The sequence below is a fragment of the Pedobacter sandarakinus genome (assembly GCF_026240095.1).
Taxonomy (GTDB): Bacteria; Bacteroidota; Bacteroidia; order Sphingobacteriales; family Sphingobacteriaceae; genus Pedobacter; species Pedobacter sandarakinus.
Genome location: NZ_JAPIVG010000002.1, coordinates 310,401 through 326,720 on the forward strand (window position 1 = coordinate 310,401; position 16,320 = coordinate 326,720).

At 39.0% G+C, this 16,320-nt stretch carries 14 protein-coding genes; 5 read left to right on the forward strand and 9 right to left on the reverse strand.

Annotated elements, in window-relative coordinates; all coding sequences use genetic code 11:
* Positions 1–40: 40 nt before the first annotated feature.
* Positions 41–1,489: an SDR family oxidoreductase gene (locus OQ268_RS06940; protein ID WP_265855388.1), complete on the forward strand. Its 1,449-nt coding sequence runs from the start codon at positions 41–43 to the stop codon at positions 1,487–1,489.
* 145 nt (positions 1,490–1,634) lie between these two features.
* On the opposite strand, the gene OQ268_RS06945 is transcribed toward OQ268_RS06940, so the two are convergent.
* On the reverse strand, positions 1,635–3,539 hold the full coding sequence (locus OQ268_RS06945; RefSeq protein ID WP_265855389.1) for a DUF3857 domain-containing transglutaminase family protein: 1,905 nt from the start codon (positions 3,537–3,539) through the stop codon (positions 1,635–1,637).
* Positions 3,540–5,513, reverse strand: coding sequence for a DUF3857 domain-containing protein (locus tag OQ268_RS06950; RefSeq protein ID WP_265855390.1), 1,974 nt, complete (start codon positions 5,511–5,513; stop codon positions 3,540–3,542).
* Positions 5,514–5,684: 171 nt separating this feature from the next.
* Here OQ268_RS06950 and OQ268_RS06955 point away from each other — a divergent pair, with 171 nt between their 5' ends.
* On the forward strand, positions 5,685–6,638 hold the full coding sequence (locus tag OQ268_RS06955; RefSeq protein WP_265855391.1) for a 3'-5' exonuclease: 954 nt from the start codon (positions 5,685–5,687) through the stop codon (positions 6,636–6,638).
* Between the two features lie 69 nt (positions 6,639–6,707).
* On the forward strand, positions 6,708–8,567 hold the full coding sequence (locus OQ268_RS06960) for a M1 family metallopeptidase (RefSeq protein ID WP_265855392.1): 1,860 nt from the start codon (positions 6,708–6,710) through the stop codon (positions 8,565–8,567).
* On the opposite strand, the gene OQ268_RS06965 is transcribed toward OQ268_RS06960, so the two are convergent.
* Together OQ268_RS06965 and queG are read right to left on the reverse strand one after the other, a co-directional pair.
* Positions 8,564–9,328: a hypothetical protein gene (locus OQ268_RS06965; RefSeq protein WP_265855393.1), complete on the reverse strand. Its 765-nt coding sequence runs from the start codon at positions 9,326–9,328 to the stop codon at positions 8,564–8,566. The two genes, OQ268_RS06960 and OQ268_RS06965, sit on opposite strands and share 4 nt — an antisense overlap.
* 60 nt (positions 9,329–9,388) lie before the next feature.
* Positions 9,389–10,291 carry a tRNA epoxyqueuosine(34) reductase QueG gene (gene queG / locus OQ268_RS06970; protein WP_322973954.1) on the reverse strand — a complete coding sequence of 301 codons (903 nt, stop codon included), beginning with the start codon at positions 10,289–10,291 and terminating at the stop codon, positions 9,389–9,391.
* Positions 10,292–10,443: 152 nt separating this feature from the next.
* On the opposite strand from queG, the gene OQ268_RS06975 reads away from it, so the two are divergent.
* Positions 10,444–10,650, forward strand: a complete 207-nt coding sequence (locus tag OQ268_RS06975; RefSeq protein WP_265855395.1) for a hypothetical protein — start codon at positions 10,444–10,446, stop codon at positions 10,648–10,650.
* A 60-nt stretch (positions 10,651–10,710) separates the two neighbouring features.
* On the opposite strand, the gene OQ268_RS06980 is transcribed toward OQ268_RS06975, so the two are convergent.
* From OQ268_RS06980 to pdxH, 4 genes are all read right to left on the reverse strand, one after another.
* Positions 10,711–12,219, reverse strand: a complete 1,509-nt coding sequence (locus tag OQ268_RS06980) for a carbon-nitrogen hydrolase family protein (RefSeq protein WP_265855396.1) — start codon at positions 12,217–12,219, stop codon at positions 10,711–10,713.
* Between the two features lie 183 nt (positions 12,220–12,402).
* Positions 12,403–13,425, reverse strand: a complete 1,023-nt coding sequence (gene ruvB, locus OQ268_RS06985; RefSeq protein ID WP_265855397.1) for a Holliday junction branch migration DNA helicase RuvB — start codon at positions 13,423–13,425, stop codon at positions 12,403–12,405.
* Positions 13,426–13,456: 31 nt separating this feature from the next.
* Complete coding sequence (locus OQ268_RS06990) at positions 13,457–14,353, reverse strand: 3-hydroxybutyryl-CoA dehydrogenase (RefSeq protein WP_265855398.1); 897 nt, start codon at positions 14,351–14,353, stop codon at positions 13,457–13,459.
* A gap of 130 nt (positions 14,354–14,483) precedes the next feature.
* Entirely contained in the window at positions 14,484–15,134 is a 651-nt protein-coding gene (gene pdxH, locus OQ268_RS06995) for a pyridoxamine 5'-phosphate oxidase (protein WP_265855399.1), read from the reverse strand.
* A 45-nt stretch (positions 15,135–15,179) separates the two neighbouring features.
* Between pdxH and OQ268_RS07000 the strand changes: the two genes are divergently transcribed.
* Entirely contained in the window at positions 15,180–15,743 is a 564-nt protein-coding gene (locus OQ268_RS07000; RefSeq protein ID WP_265855400.1) for a YqgE/AlgH family protein, read from the forward strand.
* A 44-nt stretch (positions 15,744–15,787) separates the two neighbouring features.
* On the opposite strand, the gene purE is transcribed toward OQ268_RS07000, so the two are convergent.
* A complete protein-coding gene (purE, locus tag OQ268_RS07005; protein ID WP_265855401.1) occupies positions 15,788–16,285 on the reverse strand; it encodes a 5-(carboxyamino)imidazole ribonucleotide mutase in 498 nt (165 codons plus the stop codon).
* Positions 16,286–16,320: the final 35 nt, after the last annotated feature.

Genomic DNA, 16,320 nt, shown 5'->3' on the forward strand with positions numbered 1-16,320 from the left:
AATAAGCTGTTCATCTGTTAATAAACCAAAGAAAGCTGATATGAAAATTCTGTTAACAGGTGCCAATGGTTATATAGGTACGAGGCTATTACCTTTACTTCTCGAACAAAACCACGAGGTTGTCTGCATGGTTAGGGATAAGCGTCGATTTGTTGCTGAGTCAGATCTGATTGAGAAAATCACAGTTATATCAGGTGACTTACTAAACAGAGACTCACTTGATGAAATCCCCGCAGATATAGAGGCTGCCTATTATCTGGTGCACTCCATGTCGGCTAGCGATAGTGGCTTTTCTGATATGGAGCGAAAATCGGCGAGCAATTTTGCACAAGCACTTAAGCTAACATCTTGTAAGCAAGTTATATACCTAACAGGAATTGCCAATGATCAACATTTATCTAAGCACCTCGGATCAAGGTTAGCCGTTGAGGAGGAGCTCAAATCGTCAAACATACCATGTACTATTCTTCGTGCTGCAATTATTATCGGTTCGGGAAGTGCATCGTTCGAGATTATAAGAGACTTAACGGAAAAAATTCCGGTTATGGTAGCACCCAAATGGGTCAACACTAGGTGTCAACCTATTGGCATTAGAGATGTATTGGCTTATTTAATTGGAGTGCTTGGCCATCAGCAAGCCTTAGCGCAAACATTTGATATCGGTGGACCTGATATTTTAACATATCGGGAAATGTTGCAAGGTTATGCTGATGAACGAAAGCTAAAACGCTGGATAATAACGGTACCTGTTTTAACTCCACGCCTCTCATCCCTTTGGCTAAATATGATAACACCCGTTCCTTACTCTTTAGCAAAGAGTTTGGTTGATAGCATGAAGAATGAGGTGGTATGTAAAGATGATCGAATTAAGCAAGTGGTTCCCAGAACATGTCTTACCTATGCAGAAGCACTGCATCTGGCATTCGAAAAGATTGATCAGAATTCAATTGTGTCAAGCTGGAAAGATGCGCTAAACAGAGGTTATCTTCAAACAGATTTTATGGATCAGATAAAGGTTCCGCAAAATGGCACACTCGAGTACAAGGTTAGAATGCCTTTCGAGAGGAAAGCCGAGGAAGTGTTTGATAATATTTGGAGTATCGGTGGCAACAGGGGTTGGTACTATATGGATTGGCTTTGGCAATTAAGGGGCTTCTTAGATAAGATGTTTGGTGGTGTTGGTACCAGGAGAGGAAGAACAAGTAACACCAATATCCAGGCTGGCGACGTGTTAGACTTCTGGCGAGTATTACTTGCTGATAAAAAAAACAAGCGTTTGCTTTTATATGCTGAAATGAAGGTCCCTGGAGAGGCTTGGCTCGAACTTAAACTTATCAACTTCCATGGAAAAGCATTTTTATCACAGGTTGCCACTTTCAGGCCGCATGGTCTTCTAGGAAGAATATATTGGTATGCCATGTGGCCTTTTCACTTGGTGCTTTTTAAGGGTATGGCTAAGCAGATTACCACCTATAAACCAAAAAAATAACTGGATATTGTTTACATTTGGTTTTGCAAAACAGATATGCCTAATCAAGATCACGACTATTCATTTTGGACTAAATATAAAAGATTTGCCTCGACAGAAATTATAATGTACCTGGTGATGATTATCGGTATTGCCCTGGGTATACTTATTTTAAGTTGAGGGCTAGTTTTAGATGATCTGCAGCATTTACATCATTAACAAACTTTACAAAGGCTGCATATTGTTCTGCTGGATAAGTACCATCGCGGAGCATAATTTTGCGATAAAACATCATCTTCTGGCCCTCAAATGCAACTTTCCGTTCATAGGTGCCAAACGGCGAAGAAAATTGTTTATCTGCTATCGTTAGAGATTCAGGCTTTGCATTGGCTGGCAATATATATTCTACGGTATCTTCGTCAGTAAATCCTCTGTTTATGTACAACGGTAAAGTTCGGTTTTTTACTTCTGATACAACGGGTTGTATATTAAAAGCATTTGGCTGTATAAACATTTTATTCCCGTTGATTGGCGCATAATTTTTAATATTTAGCGAGATATCTTCAGAAAGTTCTGGGTTAATGTTTTTCTTTGCGATGAAGTGTATGTCGTCAAAATTTATATTGTCGATGTTATAGGCAGATTTTAGTGCTTTGTGTTGTTCGTTACTTGGTTTCTCTACCAAAGCTTCGCGATTATCATATTGAGAACCAGAAAATACGGTATGCATTTTACCTGTAACGTCGCCCTCGTTACTGATCACTAAATTAGCTTTTCTGATTTGTAGGTTTTCATTCATCGATAGCTTTGGTGTTCGAAGCAATTTCCCTCCCTCTGCCGTACAGGCAAAAACATTCCTATCATCGGTGAAGTCGCTTAAAAATCCAAATGGAATCTTTTGATTGGTACATTCCAGCCAGGTAGTGTCACCTTTGAGTGGCAAACAAAGTATTATGTGGTTGCCTTGTGCCATACTTGCGAAATTAGGATCTACGCTTCGTTTTAGTGAACCAGCTTCAACTACACAGTACATAGAATAAATATCTGCTGCATTTAATAAACTTTGCATATAGTTTACTAATGCTTTGCAGTCGCCATATCCTAAGCGATCTACTTCACTTGCCTCAACTGGTTGGAAACCTCCAATGCCGATTTGGACGCTGATATAACGTGTTTTATCTTGTAAATACTGATAGATTTTTCGGGCCTTGGCTTTATCATCTTTTTCATCCTTTACCAGGTTCTTAACCATTTGTATTGTAGTGGCAGGAAGCGCAGTGCGTTGTTTAAGTAAATCATCATAAACCCATTTGCCTAATTCTTGCCAATTTTTATAGCTTCCCTTGTAGCCGTAGTAGTAGAAATCCTGTGGAGCAATCTGTATTTTGGTGGTGTATTTTTCAGGATCGGGGCTATAAGGTTGTGATTTTGTGGCCATGTGATTACTGATGAGCCAGGTCGTTTTTTTTTGCTTCTCGTCAACAACTTCTATAGGTTTGCCCAGATAATTCTGTGCCTGAATTCTGATCTGGTCATCTGGCTTGCAAATAAACGTATACGAGCTCTCCTGAACTGATAAATTATCTTCAATTATTGGTGTCCAGTCTGGAATAATCAAATTTTGCTTATTCCTTGTTTCAATTTGATAACTTACAGTGTAGGGATACTGATTAATTGAAGGCCTGAAATATTTGATCCTACTATCCACGAATAGAGAAAATCCATCGGCGGCACTTACATCGGCAAAATTATTTTGATTAAATTTACTCATGACGATTCCAGCGGCATTGTAAACCTCCCCTTTAATACTTTTTATTGCTATATTTTTATCGTACCCAATAATCATTCTGGCATCATCATCGCCATTTTCATTAAAAACAGTAATTACTTTTTTATGGTAGCTAATTACGTTGTCCTTAGCCCGCATATCTATTATAAGTTCTTCATTGCGAATGCAAGCGTTAGCCCTTGCCCTTAAATTTGGCGTTAATAAATCTACATCATAACTGGTTTGACCAAAAGCATGACAGGTAAAGAGAAGACAATAGACCAGGCTATAAATAAAACGCATCTATTCTGCTTTTTTTAGTAAATATTCACTTTTCTGATTTTGAATGATCTTGCTATAAAATTCTTTAAGGTATAGATATTCTTCTGGCTGATAAATAGCATTGTTAAGTTGGAGTACTTGGCTAAGGGAAAGCATATTGCCGTCTAAGCCGGTTTTGAGCAAATACTTGCCACCATTATTTGGCAGGCCCACAGCTAAATCCTTCGGTTTTTCTGATAATTCGTATTTATCCGGTAACTCGATATTGATAATAATTCTTTCGTCTGATGCCGCTCCTAAATCTACAGGGTAGGCTCTGTCATTCAGGTTAAATGGGTTTTTGCTCACTGAATTGATGAAAAACGGGCTCATGTAGAACGCTTTATTATTTAACCCTTCATTAACGGTAAACTCAACTTCGTATTTTTCCGTTAGGATATTCTCAATACTGTCTACGTTCTCAATCTGGTGTTTTAGGATCTTTATTCTGGGTAAACGTTCATCTAGTTTCTCTACAAATTCATCTACCGAGCCAGACCTGTTAATCTCCTTTCTTTTGTTATAAGCGGCGTAGCCCTGAGTGTGCGTGGTTAAAGTTCCAACAATCTTACCTTCATTGGTTAATTTTCCTAATAACACGTAACTGGTAATGGCTTTCTGGCTTGCTTTCATGTCAATCCAGTAAGAAGCCTTTTTTAAATTAATTACCCGTCCTTGGTCGTTAATGCACCTAAGCGGAAGCAGTCCGAATGGTAATAGTGGTTCACTTGCATCTAACAGATAGCTTTTGTCGCCTATATTAACCTTCGCAACTACATAATTAAAATTGCTTATTACTGGATAAAGCTTGTTGATGTTCCCATTTTCCCGGGTAGAAAGTATCACTGCTTCTGCATCCAGGTTAGCTGCAGATAGGGCGGCAATAAGATTCAAATTGATATCTGCTACACTACCAGATCTGTTTTCCAGGGCCTTTTTAATATTATCCTCCGAAAAAACACCATAGTAATCATTCCACTTGATTTGCTTTCTAACGTAATTATAAATTGCCTGTGCTTTTTCTAATTCTCCAGATGCATTTTTGATGATTGATGGCAACAAACTTGTGTAGATGTCTTTTCTCTTCATCTGGCCTCCAAAAGATTTATCTGATGTTAGCTCGAAATCTACATCTTTCCACGTTTTGGTGTACGACGTTTTTCCACCGTTTGGATTGGTAAAATCAGAAAGCTCGAAGTATATTGCTGATTTAAAGTTGCTCGGTGCTGTCATGTTATCTTCCTCAATAAAAGCAGGAATGTTTTTCATTAAGTAGGAAATTTTTGAACAATCAATAACTGCACCATTGATCCTTAAACATTCTCTCGAAAGCTCTACTTTCTGATCTGTAAGCTTCTGGTATCCTCTTAGCGATACATTGTAGTTATAAATGCCTGGAATATAAACAAGGTATTCACTACTCAATTTCGGAATCGCCGATTGAAATTCCCAGGTTTTGAAATTAAAAATTCTTGGCGATTTAAGTCTGTAGCTGTATTCTATAATGCTTCCTTCTTTCAAATTCGGAAGTGTAAATTTCGTTAATTGCGTGTATTTTGATCTATTTTCACTGAAGACAGCTTTTTTATCCATCTGGCTTTCCACAAACTTACCTCCAACATAATTAAATGTCGATGCCCTAATGTCTATTATCAATTCCTCCCGAGTATTATCCTTATAGGTTGGAATAATAACGTTTGCAGACTCAAAACCTTCTTTATTGTAGATTTTAATTTTGACATGGTAATCATGCACTACCTCGAGCTTGCCGCTAGCATCGTCAATTTGAATTGAAGTTGTGCCAAACTCTTTCAAAACAATTGCATTTGCGTTGCTGTCAATTTTTTTTCTGTCAAACTCCATGTCGTCATAGGTTATCTTTCCAAAATCGAAGTTTTGTGCGGAGACAGATATTGTAAGGAGACAGAAAGAGATTAAGGTTAGAAAGCTTTTCATTTGGAGCGTAATTTTTTGCAATTTAAGTTTAGGTTACTAGATTTTAAAATATATTTTAAATTTAATAAAGCTGTGCTATAAACAAATCAATCCTTTTTAGCACTTTTGAATAAACTTATAATAACGGGTGGTGTGTTTCTTAGCAATCACCTCTATCTGATATTGAAACTGATGAAATTAAATTTAAAGCGTCCTTTGGCATTTTTCGACCTTGAGGCAACAGGCATAAATGTAGGTGCAGACCGAATAGTGGAGATAGCAATTCTAAAAGCAATGCCCGACGGGTCGGAGTTGGTGAAAACTTGGCGTGTAAATCCTGAAATGCCAATACCCTTGCAAACATCGTTGATACATGGTATTTATGATGAGGATATTGCCCATGAGCCTACATTTAAAATGCTCGCATCAGACATAGCAGCCTTTCTTGCCGATAGCGATCTGGCAGGTTACAACTCCAATAAATTTGATATTCCGATGTTACTCGAGGAATTTTTAAGGGCAGAGGTAGACTTTGACATGGCTAACAGGAAGTTTGTCGATGTACAAAATATCTTCCACCAAATGGAACAGCGAACCTTGAAAGCAGCATACAAATTTTATTGTCAAAAAGATTTAGTAAACGCACATGCGGCAGAAGCCGATGTTATTGCAACCTATAAAGTGCTGCTTGGACAATTGGAAATGTACAAAGACACAGAATTCGAGAACAAACAAGGCGTGAAAAGTACACCCGTAGTTAACGATGTAGATGCATTGCATGACTTTACTAACATCAATAAACCTGTTGATTTCGCAGGAAGATTGGTTTACAATGAAAAAGATGAGGTTTGTTTTAACTTTGGTAAGCACAAAGGCAAGACAACCGACCAAGTATTTTCGGTTGAACCTAGTTATTACGCCTGGATGAAAAATGGCGATTTTCCGCTGTACACCAAAAAGAAATTAGATGAGGAGTGGGCGAAGTTTAATGCAAAGAAAAATGAAAACAAGGTACCAAGGCCGCAAAACCCCACACAAGGAAATCGTCTGCAATACCAACCAAAACCACAAGCCAAAGTAGAAAAGCCGGCGCAACCTATCAATACCGATATGCTTGAGCAACTGAAGATGAAATTCGGAAAGTAAGCTAAAAGCGATTTTTAAACCAAAGGGAAAATGTAGCGCTACATTTTCCCTTTACTATTAAATTACCCTATGAAGTTTATTAAAATACTTTCTATACTTCTTACATTAAACGTTGTTGCAATTGCTCAAAATGAACTACCTGTAGCTGCAGGGTTTAAGCAAGCTTATGAGAAAAACACACGTGATATAAGCGGTAAGCCAGGGAGAAATTATTGGCAAAACCACGCTAATTATAATCTAAAAATTAACTTTGATCCTACTTCCAGGTTGTTAAAGGGCAAGGTTTCGGTTGTCTATACAAATAATAGTCCAGATACGTTGTCGGAAGTTTGGTTCAAGTTGTATCCAAACTTGTATCAGAAAGGCACACCGCGGAAGTCAAAAATTGCAGATTCAGATTTAGGTGATGGTGTGAGGATTGAAAAGCTGTCTGCACAGGGAAAATCCATCAGCGACTTCAAAATCGATGGTACAAATATGATAGTAAAGGTTACCAGAATCTTGCCAAAAAAAAGTATCACCTTCGATATTGACTATAATTACATCTTAAATAGAGGGTCTCACTTACGTACCGGACAGGTGGACGATGGATCTTATTTTGTGGCCTACTTCTTTCCCCGAATTGCCGTTTACGACGACATAGATGGATGGAATAAATATCCATATACCGGTGCAGAAGAATTTTATAACGATTTCGATCATTTTAATGCATCGGTTACCGTACCTGGTGGATTTGGCGTTTGGGCTACTGGCGACTTAAAAAATGCTACTGAAGTTTTCGACTCCAAAATTGTAGCACGTCTGGCTTCAGCGGAGAAAAATGATGCCATAGTAGATATCATTACCAAGGAAGATTTGTCTGCTAAAAAAGTAACCAGAGATAATGCTTTAAATACATTCAAATTTGAGGCAACCAATGTTACTGATTTTGTTTTTGCTTTAAGCGATCATTATTTATGGAAGTCGACGAGTCTTGTGGTCGATCCCGAAACAAAACGACGAACACGCGTAGATGCTGTGTTTAATGCAAAACACAAAGACTATTACGAGGTTATCGATTTTGCTCGTAAAACTGTGGAATCGATGAGTTATAAATTTCCTAAATGGCCATTTCCATACAGCCATGAAACAATTTTTGATGGTCTGGATCAAATGGAATATCCAATGATGGTGAATGACAACCCCGTTGATAACCGCGAAGATGCCATTACGCTAACTGATCATGAGATCTTCCATACTATGTTCCCATTTTATATGGGTATAAATGAAACTAAGTATGGTTGGATGGATGAAGGATGGGCGACAATAGGGGAGTGGCTTATTTCACCGATGATAGATTCTAGTATCGTAGATGAGTATGGGATCCAGCCAACTGCATCATCTTCAGGGAGCAAAGATGATACCCCAATTATGACCCTCACACCTGATTTGAAAGGTTCTGGCTCCTTCACTAACTCTTATCCAAAGCCCGGGTTAGCTTATCTTTTTGTTAAAGATTACCTCGGTGATGAATTATTTACCAAGGCACTCCATCATTATATTAAAAACTGGAATGGAAAACATCCGATGCCCTACGATTTTTTTAATAGTATTAATACGGGTAGCAGAAAAAACCTGGATTGGTTTTGGAAGAAATGGTTTTTTGAAGGTGGAATTCTTGATCTTGGAATAAAAGCAGTGGATACAACTTCCACGGGATATGCTGTAACCGTTCAAAATAAAGGCACAAAGCCGCTTCCTATTGATTTGATGCTTACTTACGATGACGGTTCTGTTGAAAATATACACCAGACTATCGGCATTTGGGAACATGGAGCGCAGGAGGTTAAAGTCGATGTAAAAACGGTAAAAAAATTAAAAAAAGTGGTAATGGGTAGCAGTCATGTTCCCGACAAATCCAAAGGAGACAATAGTTTTAGTGTGAACTAGTATTTATTTGATACTGGATAATATGGCTTAGCAATTAATCCCTCATCGCTAAAGAATCGCCACAAGCGAACATCCTTTATAGCTTTTTTAAGGGATGCTTTTTTATTGTCGATGTATATTTTATCTTGTATCAAACGTATTCCGTGGCTATAATCTGCCCAAAGATTGGTGTGTCTGTTGTAGACTGGTTGAATTGGTTTGCCATTTTGCTGGTGCCAGCCGTAGATAACAACTCTAGCTGTTTGTTCTGCATAAATTTTATTAGATACTATGATATCTTTTTTATTTCCACTGGTTAGTTTTCCAGCGTAACTTTCTAATGTCGATAATTGTTTTCGCACACTGTCTGTATGTGCGACAAACACCGGCACAGTCGTCATAAGATCTGAGGGCGGGATGGGTTGTGGCTTAAGCTTGATTTCAGCATGTTTGTGAATGCGATCTACCAGTGTCTTTGTTGGCAGCGTACACTTTGTGAGGTTAGCGATCCGTTGAGCGAGGATCGGTGTCATAGGCATATAGACAAAGTCTGTATCATTGCCTATTGCCAAATAATCTGGCAATACAAAAAAAGTAATTACACTGCCCTCAATCGTGTCGGTACATTTTACAAGCTTCCTAAGAAATTTAGGAATATTTCCATGCCTTATTTCCTTAAAAATAAGCTTTTCCCGAGATTTTAAATTAATTGAGCCGTCTGAGATGACTTTCGCAAAGGCGGTGCCACCCAAGGCATTTTCACTTCGATCTTTCACCTTCAAAACCTGCGCTTGCAGGTTAAAGCTTATTAAGCAAAAAAATAAAAAAATGAACCGCTTCATCTAGGTTTTTAAAAATTCAATATTTCTTTTTAAGCCCGCATACTTAGTTCGCTTAACCGCCGAACCCTTAAAAACCTTCTTAAAAACATCTTCCGTAATTTCAGTCAATGCTTTATGATCTAATTCCAGAAGACCTGTTTGTGGCCTAAATTCTTCTTCACGGTGAATCTTGGAGAATCTGTTCCAGGGGCAAACATCCTGACAGATGTCACATCCGAACATCCAATTATCCATCTTATCTTTGAACTCTGCAGGAATTTCGTTTTTCAACTCAATTGTGAGATAAGAAATGCACTTGGTTGCATCTACCACTTGAGGCGCAATAATTGCTTCAGTCGGGCAAGCATCCAAGCACCTCGTACAAGTGCCGCAATGATCGGTTTTAAATGGTTGGTCATAATCAAGCGCTAAATCAACAATTAATTCTGCCAGAAAGAAAAAAGATCCATCTTGCTTGCTGATGAGGTTTGAATTTTTACCCATCCACCCAATCCCGGATTTTTTGGCCCAAGCCCGATCTAGAACCGGTGCAGAGTCTACAAAAGCTCTCCCACATACCTCGCCTATTTGCTCCTCAATAAAATGGATAAGTGCTTTAAGTTTGGTTTTTATTACTGTATGGTAGTCCTGCCCGTATGCATATTTTGAGATTTTTGGTGCGGCCTCATCACTTTGTGTTGCTGTTGTAAAATAATTTAACGAGAGGGATATTACCGACTTGGCGCCATCTACCAATAATCGGGGATCTAGGCGTTTGTCAAAATAGTTTTCCATGTATTTCATTTCACCATGCCGATTGTTCTTCAACCAGGTCTCGAGTCTGGGCGCTTCTTCTTCTAGAAATTCAGCCTTTGCTATACCAACGTCCAGGAATCCCAGGCGTTTAGCCTCGGCTTTAATCATCTGACTATATTTCGCTGGATTGTTGTACACAGAAACACAAAGATAAGGCTTACAATCAAAACATTTTTATCAATCGGCTGTTCTAACTACAGAAACTAGATTAATTAACTGGGGTTTCTATCTTTAGATATTAACCATACGCTATTAAAAAAATGGAAAACATAGATCCGCAACATACGGAATCAGGAGCAGCTCCTAAGCCGATAGAAAAAGATTACGAAAATCATAAGCAAGATCCAGGACCAGCTAAACCTGCGGTTACAGAGAAAGACGAAGATGGCGCCGGCTCGGTACTTAAATGGATTTTACCAATCGCAGTAATTATTGGCATTATTGTGTGGTTTGCCTTAAGGAAATAATTAGCTTTAGATCAATTATAATGAGATGCCGGTTGTTGATGCAACCGGCATTTTTTGTGCCTATTTTAGTAGGTTAACCTGGTAAAGGTCTTTTCTTCTATCTTTTAGAATCTTAACAGTTCCATAGTGATGGAGCTCATCAAGCAAATGGAGATCTACATCAACAACCAACACCATTTCGGTGTTCGGAGTAGCTTCAGCTTTTATCGCATTAGTAGGGAAAGCAAAATCTGATGGTGTAAACACTGCTGACTGTGCAAACTGAATATCCATATTGTTCACCTTTGGCAAATTACCTACACAGCCGGCAATTGCTACATAACATTCATTTTCTATAGCCCGTGCCTGTGCACAATGCCTCACCCGTGTGTAACCGTTTTGCGTATCTGTTAAAAAAGGAACAAATAAAATCTGCATTCCCTGGTCTGCATAAATCCGACTAAGCTCTGGGAACTCAACATCATAGCAAATAAGAATTCCTACTTTTCCACAATCGGTATCGAATACCTTTACCTTATCTCCACCTACCATTCCGTAATATTTCTGCTCGTTTGGTGTGATGTGAATCTTTCTATATTCGTCAATTTTACCTGTTCTGTGGCAAAGATAGGTGGCGTTGTACAGTCTTCCGCCGTCTAGCAAAGGCATACTTCCAGTAATAATATTAACATTATAACTCAAAGCGTACTCATGCATTTTCTGTACAATCTCTTCAGTTTTTTCGGCGAGTTTTCTCATTGCCTCAATTTCTGGAAGATGATTATATGGTTGTAATAGGGGTGTATTAAATAGTTCAGGAAACATAATGAAGTCAGATTTGTAGCCGCTAACAGCATCTACAAAAAATTCAACCTGCTCATAGAATGTCTCCATATCAGGGAATAAACGCATTTGCCACTGTACTAAACCTAAACGAATGGTCATTGCAGAACGTGCAGATGCATCAATTCCTTGATAGTAAATGTTGTTCCACTCAATTAACGTGGCATACTCTTTTGATTCCTTATCGCCAGGTAAGTAGTTTTTAAGCACCTTCCTAACGTGAAAATCATTTGATATTTGAAATGTAAGCGTTGGGTCGTAAATTTCCTTGGCTTTCACCTTATCTATATATTGCCTCGGTGTTAAACTATCTGCGTGAGCGTGGTAGCCAGGGATTCTGCCTCCAGCGATAATACTTTTCAAATTTAAACTTTCGCAAAGCTCTTTTCTGGTTTCGTAAAGCCTCCTGCCAAGCCGCAGTCCTCGATATTCAGGGTGAACGAAAATTTCAATTCCATATAAGGTATCCCCATTCGGATCGTGGGTGGAAAATGAATAATCGCCTGTGATTAATTTGTAGGTATGTCTATCCCCATATTCGTCATACTCTACAATAATAGATAATGAGCAAGCGACCACTTTCTCGTCTACTGCGATACAAAGTTGGCCTTCAGGAAAAATATTTATAAGCTTCGCGATGCTTGATTTAGGCCAAATCGATCCACCCATGCTATCATAGGCCTGGAGCATCGATTCTTTTAAATCTGCATAGTCTTCAAGTGTTAATTTACGTATTTCAATATTCATAATGTTTGATTTCTACCATATGAACATACAAGTTTATGGAATGTTTGTAGATTTTGATATCATTCAAACTGACTGATAGCTGTTAAAGCAATAGCAGCACCAAATAGCAGCAACTATTATTTCATAACATTCATCATTAAAATGAAGAAAGTTGTTTATTAATTTGTCGCTTCGCAAATTATATTAAAATAATTTTCCGGTTTGTCCGGGGAAATTTCTCTTCAGGTGTTTATAAGCGGCCTCTGTCACTTCTCTACCTCTGGAGGTGCGCATGATGTATCCTTCCTGAATCAGGAATGGTTCGTAAACTTCTTCAATAGTTCCTTCATCTTCTCCAACAGCCGTAGCAATTGTTTTTAAACCAACAGGTCCCCCTTTAAATTTGTCGATGATCGTCGAGAGAATTTTATTATCCATTTCATCCAAACCATGTTCATCAACATTAAGTGCGTTTAGTGCATAATTTGCAATTGCAGGATCTATATTGCCAGTACCTTTAATTTGAGCAAAATCTCTGGTACGCCTCAATAAAGCGTTGGCAATACGTGGCGTTCCCCGACTTCGACGGGCGATTTCGAAAGCACCTTCATCGCTTATTGGTGTATTTAATATTTCAGATGATCGAAGTACAATAGTTGTGAGCAGCTTGGCATCATAGTAAGCCAAACGGCAGTTGATACCAAACCGTGCCCGCAGTGGCGCCGTAAGTAATCCCGAACGTGTTGTAGCACCAACTAATGTAAATGGGTTAAGTGATATCTGCACTGAACGGGCATTCGGACCTGTTTCCAGCATGATATCGATTTTAAAATCTTCCATGGCAGAATACAGATATTCTTCAACTAATGGCGATAAACGGTGAATCTCATCTATAAATAAAATGTCACCCTCATCCAATCCTGTCAGAAGCCCAGCTAAGTCGCCAGGCTTGTCTAAAACAGGCCCTGAGGTTACCTTAATTCCGGCACCCATTTCATTAGCAATAATATAGGAAAGCGTGGTTTTGCCTAAACCCGGGGGACCGTGTAAAAGAACATGATCTAAGGCTTCACCACGAAGTTTCGCAGCTTGAACGAAGATCCTTAGATTTTCCATAACTTTTTCCTGACCGGTAAAGTCTTCAAAAGCTTGTGGCCTTAGCACCCGTTCAATATCGCGATCGGTAGGGCTAAGGTTGTTTGCGTCTGGATCAAGATTTTCGTTCATGAAGCAAATATAAAATTAAATGCTAAAAAAATTAGGATTTTTGAAATTTCCTGGATACAAATACATCTTTTGTGCCAGTGGTATATTGATAGAATCCTTCGCCAGTTTTAACGCCTTTCTTACCCGCTGCCACCATATTCACTAATAAAGGACAAGGGGCATATTTAGGGTTACCAAAACCTTGATGGAGGACGTTTAAAATGGCTAAACAAACATCTAAACCTATAAAATCTGCCAACTGTAAAGGCCCCATTGGATGCGCCATGCCTAGCTTCATTACGGTATCGATTTCATTAACGCCCGCAACACCTTCAAATAAAGTATAAATGGCTTCGTTAATCATCGGCATTAAGATCCTGTTGGCCACGAAGCCAGGGTAATCGTTTACTTCAACCGGGGCTTTTTGCAAATGCTCCGAAAGGTCCATGATGGTCTGTGTAGTTTCGTCGCTTGTTTGGTAACCACGAATTACCTCAACCAATTTCATTACTGGTACCGGGTTCATAAAATGCATGCCTATAACCTTTTCTCCACGATTGGTTGCAGCAGCAATTTGAGTAATGGATATGGAGGATGTATTGGAAGCTAAAATACAATCAGCCGGTGCGAATGTGTCTAGTTCTTTAAATATCTTTAATTTTAAATCGCTGTTTTCTGTGGCTGCCTCCACAACGAGATCGGCATTTTGCACTCCTTGCTGTATCGCGGTAAAAGTGTTGATGTTGTTCAAGGTAGCTAACTTTTGCTCTTCTGTTATGGTTCCTTTACCCACCTGCCTGTCGAGGTTTTTGCTAATGGTCTGGATCGCTTTATTCAGGGCATCCTGATTCACATCAACCAGACTTACCTTAAAATTATGCTGCGCAAATACATGCGCAATACCATTACCCATTGTTCCTGATCCTATTACTGAAATGTTATTTATCATTTGGTTAGTATTAATCGTATTATAAACGAGATAAGATTGTTTCCGTCATAACTATTTATTTGTGGAATGATGATAGATACATCATATCTAGAACCTACAGGTGCTAAGATCCCATACCGCTAAGCGCCGGTTATGGTGCCAACCTATTTTTTACCCAACTGCCTTTTATCAATTCAAAGTTAATTCGATCGTGTAAACGGCTACGGCGGCCTTGCCAAAATTCTATTCTGGTTGGCTTAACAATGTATCCGCCCCAATGTGCTGGTTTAGTGATTAACTTTCCTTCGCTTTTATTCTTTAAATCTTCAAACCTTTCTTCTAATACTGCACGATCTGGAATTACCTGGCTTTGCGGAGATGCTACCGCTCCAATCTGGCTTGCAATTGGGCGTGTAATGAAATAAGCTTCTGAGGTTTCTTTATCTAATTTTTCTACAACACCTTCTATGCGTACCTGCCGTTCCAAATCTGGCCAAAAGAAAACAAGGGCGGCATAAGGGTTGCGTTTCAATTGTTTACCTTTTGCGCTTAAGTAGTTGGTAAAAAACCTGAATCCATCATCATCAACACCCTTTAGCAATACGATTCTCGCATCAGGTCTTCCAGATTTATCCGCGGTCGCCAGCGTCATTACATTAGGTTCATAAACCTGAGCCGTAACAGCATCATCAAACCACTTTTTGAATTGAGTAATAGGATTGTTATCTACGTCAGACGCATCTAACGTGGCGCCCTTATAATCTTGGCGCAGGTTTTGTAGAAATTCATTAGTAACTTGCATAAACAAAAATAGGCATCTTTTATGGTGCTGCAAATGATTATCGTCATGCTTAACAATATAAAACCAAAAACAGGTCGTTTATTGATCTCAGAACCATTCATGTCTGATCCTAATTTTAAAAGATCTGTTGTTTTATTAACGGAACATGGAATTGATGGATCTGTAGGATATATTTTAAACCAAGTGGGTAATTTGATTCTCAAAGATGTTATTCTGGATTTGTGGGAAGCACACCATAATATTTATTTTGGCGGACCAGTTGCTGCAGATACACTCCACTTTATACATTGCGCATACGATAAATTACAGAGCGGAGAGCCAATAGGCAATGGATTGTACTGGGGAGGCAGTTTCGACACGCTGAAAATGCTCATAAATAATAATGCCATCGATGAAAATGAGGTAAAATTTTTTATGGGTTATTCTGGTTGGGATAACGGGCAGCTAGAACGAGAAATTGAGCAAAATGCCTGGATGGTGAGCGACATTTTTCATACAGACGTTATTTTTGGAAAAGATGATGAGCAGCTGTGGAGAGATGTAATTGTAAACTTGGGTCCGAAATATGCGCATGTAAGTAACTTCCCGATAGACCCAAGCTTGAACTAGACACTAGATCTAATCGGGGGCTCGAAAACAATAGCTGTGGTGAGCTACATTTCCGCAGCGCTTTCCTCAACTTTCCTCCTTAATTCATCTTTATAATCCTGCATCATCGCGGTTAAAGTTTCATCAGCAGTTGCCAGTATTTGCACCGCAAGTAAACCCGCATTTTTAGCGGCATTCAACGCTACCGTTGCAACGGGAATTCCGTTTGGCATTTGTAAAATCGATAAAATACTATCCCAGCCATCAATAGAATTTGATGATTTTACCGGTACGCCAATTACAGGAAGGGTAGTAATTGAGGCAACCATACCAGGTAAATGCGCAGCACCGCCAGCACCTGCAATAATAACTTTTAGCCCCTTTTGGTGTGCATCTTTGGCATAGTCGAACATGCGTTCGGGTGTTCTATGTGCAGAGACAACGGTTATTTCATAGCTGATTCCGAACGCTCCTAATACGTCTGCCGCATCTTGCATCACGGGCAGATCTGATTTACTTCCCATAATTATTCCTACTAAAGCGGCTGATTTCGGTTGCTCCATGTTGCGATTTATTTATGCTATTGGTTTTAAATTTT